This window comes from Simplicispira sp. (assembly GCF_028687295.1).
In the GTDB taxonomy this organism is placed as follows: domain Bacteria; phylum Pseudomonadota; class Gammaproteobacteria; order Burkholderiales; family Burkholderiaceae_C; genus Simplicispira; species Simplicispira metamorpha.
In genome coordinates, this window is record NZ_JAQUAL010000191.1 from 1 (window position 1) to 5,455 (window position 5,455).

5 protein-coding genes are annotated in these 5,455 nt (G+C 65.9%); 2 read left to right on the forward strand and 3 right to left on the reverse strand.

Translation table 11 applies throughout. From position 1 onward, the window contains the following. From PHX69_RS15140 to PHX69_RS15150, 3 genes are all read right to left on the reverse strand, one after another. Positions 1 to 322: nuclear transport factor 2 family protein (locus tag PHX69_RS15140; protein WP_288044812.1), on the reverse strand; the 322-nt coding region annotated here is incomplete at its 3' end. Further along, positions 319 to 2,742 (reverse strand): efflux RND transporter permease subunit, encoded by a 2,424-nt coding sequence (locus PHX69_RS15145; protein ID WP_502958547.1) that lies wholly within the window; start codon positions 2,740 to 2,742, stop codon positions 319 to 321. The genes PHX69_RS15145 and PHX69_RS15140, both read right to left, overlap by 4 nt. Next, positions 2,739 to 3,740: a WD40/YVTN/BNR-like repeat-containing protein gene (locus PHX69_RS15150; RefSeq protein WP_288044814.1), complete on the reverse strand. Its 1,002-nt coding sequence runs from the start codon at positions 3,738 to 3,740 to the stop codon at positions 2,739 to 2,741. Before PHX69_RS15150 ends, PHX69_RS15145 begins: the two co-directional genes overlap by 4 nt. 297 nt (positions 3,741 to 4,037) lie before the next feature. On the opposite strand from PHX69_RS15150, the gene PHX69_RS15155 reads away from it, so the two are divergent. Both PHX69_RS15155 and PHX69_RS15160 read left to right on the forward strand, forming a co-directional pair. Next, positions 4,038 to 5,252: a thiolase family protein gene (locus tag PHX69_RS15155; protein ID WP_288044816.1), complete on the forward strand. Its 1,215-nt coding sequence runs from the start codon at positions 4,038 to 4,040 to the stop codon at positions 5,250 to 5,252. 3 nt (positions 5,253 to 5,255) lie between these two features. Beyond that, positions 5,256 to 5,455, forward strand: a 200-nt coding sequence (locus PHX69_RS15160; protein WP_288044818.1) for a Zn-ribbon domain-containing OB-fold protein, incomplete at its 3' end; no start/stop codon positions are given.

The window sequence follows — 5,455 nt, forward strand, 5'->3', positions numbered from 1 at the left end:
CCCCTCGGTGGGATGCGCGCACTGCGGTGCGGCTGCTGACCAGCAGTGCATCGCCCGCAGCGCTGGCGTCTGCGGGCGTGTCCACATCCACCACCAGGTTGGCCAGCAGGTGCTGGGTGGGGCCGCAGCCCCCCAGGTGGTTGCGCAGCATGTCCAAGATGGCCGCTGGGTCGGGCAGCGTGCGCAGCCCGTATTGGGCGCTGGCATCGGTACTGAACACCTGATCCAGCAGCCCCCAGTCGCGCTCGTCGCACAGCTGGGCGTAGCGGATCAGCACTTGTTGCAGCTCGCGTTCGAGCCACAGGCGTTCAAGCTGGATCACGGTGCTTCCTTGGCGGCGGCAAACAAGGGCGCTGGGGCCGCTGTGTTGGTGGTGGGTGTGGACGCAACCGCACGGCGCTGGGTGCCCACGCCCAGCCAGCAGGCCATGGCGGGCAGCAGGAAGACGGCGCCCAGCATGTTGACCAGGAACATGAAGGCCAGCAAAACGCCCATGTCGGCCTGGAACTTGAGTGCCGAGAAGGCCCAGGTGCCCACGCCCAGCGACATCGTCACGCCGGTGAACACGGCGGCGGTGCCGCGCTGGCGCAGCGCCTCGTAAAAGGCTTCGCGCAGCGATGCGCCTTTGTGCTCCAGCTCGTGTTGCAGGCTTTCGTAGAGGTAAATGCCGTAGTCCACGCCCACGCCCACACCCATGGCAATGACGGGCAGCGTGGCCACCTTCAGGCCAATGCCCAGCATCGCCATCAGCGCGTTGCACAGGATGGACACCAGCGTCAGCGGCACGATGATGCACAGCACCGCGCGCCAGCTGCGGAAAGTGAGCCAGCACAGCAGCGTGATGGCGCCAAAGATGGCGGCCAGCATCTGCACTTCGGCGTGTTCCACCGCGTCGTTGGTGGCGGCGGCCACCCCGGCGTTGCCCCCGCCCAGACGGAATGTCAGGTTGGGCGTCTTGTCGGCGTCGATGAACTTTTGTACTTCGCCCACCACGTGCTTGAGCGTGGCGCCCTCGTGGTCTTTGAGGAACAGTTGCAGGTGGATGACGTCGCAGCTTTCGGTGTTCAGCCCCAGCTCGGGGTTGGCCGCTTTGGCGCCCGTGCGCAGCGCCGCCTCGGTGCGTTGCAGTGCGGCCCAGCGCGGGTTGCCTTCGTTGTTGCCGCCCGCTGCCAGTTTGGCCAGACCCGCCACCGTGGTCACGGAGCGCACGCCGTCCACGCCGCGCATGGCCAGGTCAAAGCGCTCCACCGCGTTCATCACGCTCCAGTTCAGGCAGGCTTCGGGCGTGTCTTTGGCCTCGGCGTACACCGAGAGCACGTCCATGCCGATCGAGTAGGTGCTGATGATGCGGTCGTTGTCGCGGTTGTAGCGCGATTCGGCGCGCAGCTCGGGGGCGCCAGCGCCAATGTCGCCGGTCAGCAGGTGGCGCGAGGTGACGGTGCCGCCCGCCAGCAGCACCAGTGACACCGCCAGCGTGGCCAGGGCAGGGCGGGGCTGTGCCAGCACCGAAATGGCCCACCAGCGCTGGTGCAGGCCCGTTACGCCATCAGTGCGGCCCAGCGCCGCAGGCTCCAGGCGCAGGCGCGACAAAATCACGGGCAGCATGATTTTGTTGGTGATGATCATCAGCAGCACGCCCAGGCAGGCGGTCATGCCCAGCTCGTGCACGATGGGAATGTCGATCAGCATGATGACCATGAAGCCCAGCGCGTTGGTCAACAGGGCCAGGGTGCCCGGAATGGCCAGCTTGCGAAAAGCGCTTTCAGCGGCCTGCTCCGAGCTCATGCCTGCGCGCACATCGTGCTTCCAGGCATTGGTCATCTGCACGGCGTGCGAGACGCCAATCGAGAACACCAGGAATGGCACCAGGATGGACATCGGGTCGATGCCAAACCCCATCATCGCCAGCAGGCCCAGCAGCCAGACCACCGGCAGCAGGGCCACCAGCAGCGCCAGCACGGTCAGGTTGACCGAGCGCGAATACAGCCACAGCAGCACCGCCGTGATGATGAAGGCCAGGCCAAAAAAGCCGATGACGGTGGTCAGGCCGTCCATCACGTCGCCCAGCACCTTGGCAAAGCCCACGATGTTGATTTCGATCTGGTCGCTGCCGAACTGGGCGCGGATGGCTTCGAGCTTTTTGGCCACGGCGCTGTAGTCCAGCTGCTTGCCAGTCTGCGGGTCGATCTCCAGCAGGTCGGCGCGCACCATGGCCGATTTGAGGTCGGTGCTGACCAGCCGGCCAATCTGCCCGGACTTGGCGACGTTGGAGCGCACATGGGCCAGGCCCTCGGCATTGGGTGTGAAGCGCGAGGGGATGATGACCTCGCCGACAAAGCCGTTTTCCGTGACCTCGATGTAGCGAACGTTGGGGGTGAACAGCGAGAACACCTGCGCCCGGTTCACGCCGGGCGTGAAGAACACCTCGTCGGTGACGGTGCGCAGGGTTTTCAGGAAAGCCTCGTTGTAGATGTCTCCCTCGCCCTTCCAGCGCACATTGACCAGCACCCGGTTGGCGCCCGAGAACGTGGTCGAGTGCTCCAGAAAGGCCGCCATGTAAGCGTGGCGCAGCGGAATCAGTTTGTTGAATCCAGCGTCCAGGTGGGTGCGCAGCGCCGAGGCGCCCAGCACCAGCGTGATGAGGGTGGTGACGACGGCGATGGTGTTGCGCCAGGCAATCAGGGTGTGCGCCATGCGGGCGATGAGCGCCTGGGTGCGGGAGGCGGCTTGGGGCGTGTTCATTGGGCGGCTCCGTGGGAAGAGGGGGTGCTGGCCGTGGCGGCAGCAGAGAACGCCTGCAAACCGGCATCGCTGGCAAGCCAGCCGGTGCCGTTGGGCGCCAGCACCAGGTCGGTCAGGTTGGCGCGGCCCTGGACGCGTCCCAGGCTGAAGTTCCGACCGCCATCCTTGCTGGTGGCCACCAGGCTGCCCTGGCCGACCAGAACGATCTGGCCATCGGCGGTGGTGGCATGGCCAAAGAAGGACACCTGCGCAGGCATGGCCGAGCGCGTCCAGGGCGCTTCAAGTCCATCGCTGCGAAAAACATGGCCGCGCATGCCGTAGGCCAGCCAGCCGCCGCCGGGCAGGGCCATGGCGTTGTACAGCGAGCCGTTGTAGAACGGCTCGACCACTGCCCAGTGCGCGCCGCCATCGGTGGAGCGCAGCACCAGGCCTTGTTCGCCCACCAGCAGCCAGTGCTGGCCACCGGCGCTGCCCACGATGCGGTTCAGGTGCTTGTCGGCCACCGATTCGGGCAGTGCCAACGGCTCCCAATGGGCGCCCTGGTCGTCCGAGCGCAACGCGCGGCCAAAGGCGCCCACGGTGATCCAGGCGCCCGAGGGCATCCGGGCAATGCCCATCAGCGGCTCGCCGTTCTTCTCGTCAAAGGCCACTTCCGTCCAGCTCAGACCGCCATCGCTGGTGCGCAAAATCCAGCCTTCGTGGCCGACGGCCATGCCTTGCAGGCCATCGGGGGAAAAACTGATCTGGTTGATGAGCGCCTGGCGCTGGGCCGAGACCAGGGCGCGCTCCCAGTGCTGGCCCTGGTCAGTGGAATACAGCAGGGTGCCCAGTTCGCCACCGGCCACCAGACCGGCCTTGGAGGTGGACAGCGTATTGATCTGCATCCGGTCTACCGCCAGCCGTGTGGCGGCCAGGGGCGGGGTTTCTCGCGGGGCAAAAGCCTGAACCGCGCCCAGGGTCATCAGGGCTGCGACGACTAGGCCGACAGGGGTTCGCACTATAGGTCTCCTTGGTATTTTGCGGCGCGGCACCGGGGATGGTGGCATTCACGGCAAATACGTTCTGGGGTGCGATTCTTCGCTACCCGGGCAATTGAACATCGTCCGAAAGGACGACAAATTGGCGATCTAAGGGCAAACCCTGAAGTGGGGTTGCGGGTTTACCCGGTGTTGTGGAGCACATCGCTGCGCTGTGACCGGGGCTGCGGCGGGGGCGGCCTCCCATAGTCTTGTTGGACGATGGATAGCCCGGCGCGGCTGACCACAATGGGGCAACCACATTCACCGAAGGAACCCATGGGACTCAAAGGACAGGCGTTGCTGGTTGGCGCCGCGCAATACAAACCAGAAAAATATGCCACCGCGCCGCAAATGTTCCATCTGGAACAGGTGGCAGACCTGGCCACGCAGGCGCTGGACGATGCGGGTCTGGAGTTGTCCGATGTGGACGGCCTGATCACCGTCGGCCCGCAGTTCCATGAGGCAGGCATGTTTGTGCCTGCCATGGCGGGCGAGTATTTGGGCGTGCGGCTGAACTTTGCCGAGGTGGTGGATCTGGGCGGTGCCAGCTCGGTGGGCATGGTCTGGCGTGCGGCTGCCGCCATTGAGCTGGGCATGTGCGACACCGTGGTGTGCGTGATTCCCTCGCGCATGGCGCCCACCGCGCCCAACGACGACCACATGGCCGAGGTGATGAAGGCCTCGCGTTACGGCGGCCACAGCACGCGCTTTGGCGCGCCCGAGGCCGAGATGGATCTGCCCTACGGCCACATGGCGCAAAACACCGGCTACGCCATGATCGCCCAGCGCTATGCCGCCATCCATGGCTACGATGCGGCGGCGCTGGCGCGCATTGCGGTCGATCAGCGCTTCAATGCCTGCCACAACCCCCAGGCCATGTTCTACGGCCAGCCCATCACCGTCGATGACGTGTTGGCGTCGCGCATGGTGGCCGAGCCGCTGCGCATGCTGGAGATCGTCATGCCCGTGGCCGGTGGCGGCGCCGTGGTGCTCACGCGCGACGACAAGGCCCGGCGCGGCGGCCACCGTGGTGTGCGCGTGATTGGCTGCGGCGAACACGTGCAGTCCAAGTCGCCCACCTACGCCGCCGACATGCTGGCCACGCCCATCGGCCCGGCCTCGCGCCGCGCCTTTGCCATGGCGGGCCTGACGCCAGCCGACATGCACATGGCGCAAATCTACGACTGCTACACCATCACCGTGCTGCTGACGCTGGAAGACGCGGGCTTTTGCGCCAAGGGCGAGGGCATGCGCTTTTTGCGCGAACACGATTTCACTTTCAAGGGCGACTTTCCAATGAACACCCACGGCGGACAACTCAGTTTTGGCCAGACCGGCAGCGCTGGCGGCATGACGCAGGTGATCGAGGCGCTGCACCAGATCCAGGGTCGCGCTGGCGCGCGCCAACTGGCGCGCCACGACCTGGCCTACGTCTCGGGCACGGGCGGTGTGATGAGCGAGCAGGGCGCCTTGATCCTGCAAGGGGTTTGAACCATGGCCTGGAACAAACCTCTGCCGCAGCCGACGCTGATTTCTGCCCCTTTCTGGGACGGCCTCAAAGCCCATACCGTGCGCTTGCAGCAATGCGAGCACGGCCACTGGCTGTTTTTTCCGCGCACGCACTGCCCCACCTGCGGCTCGCGCCAGCTGGCCTGGCACACCGTCTCGGGCGAAGGCACGCTCTACAGCTTCAC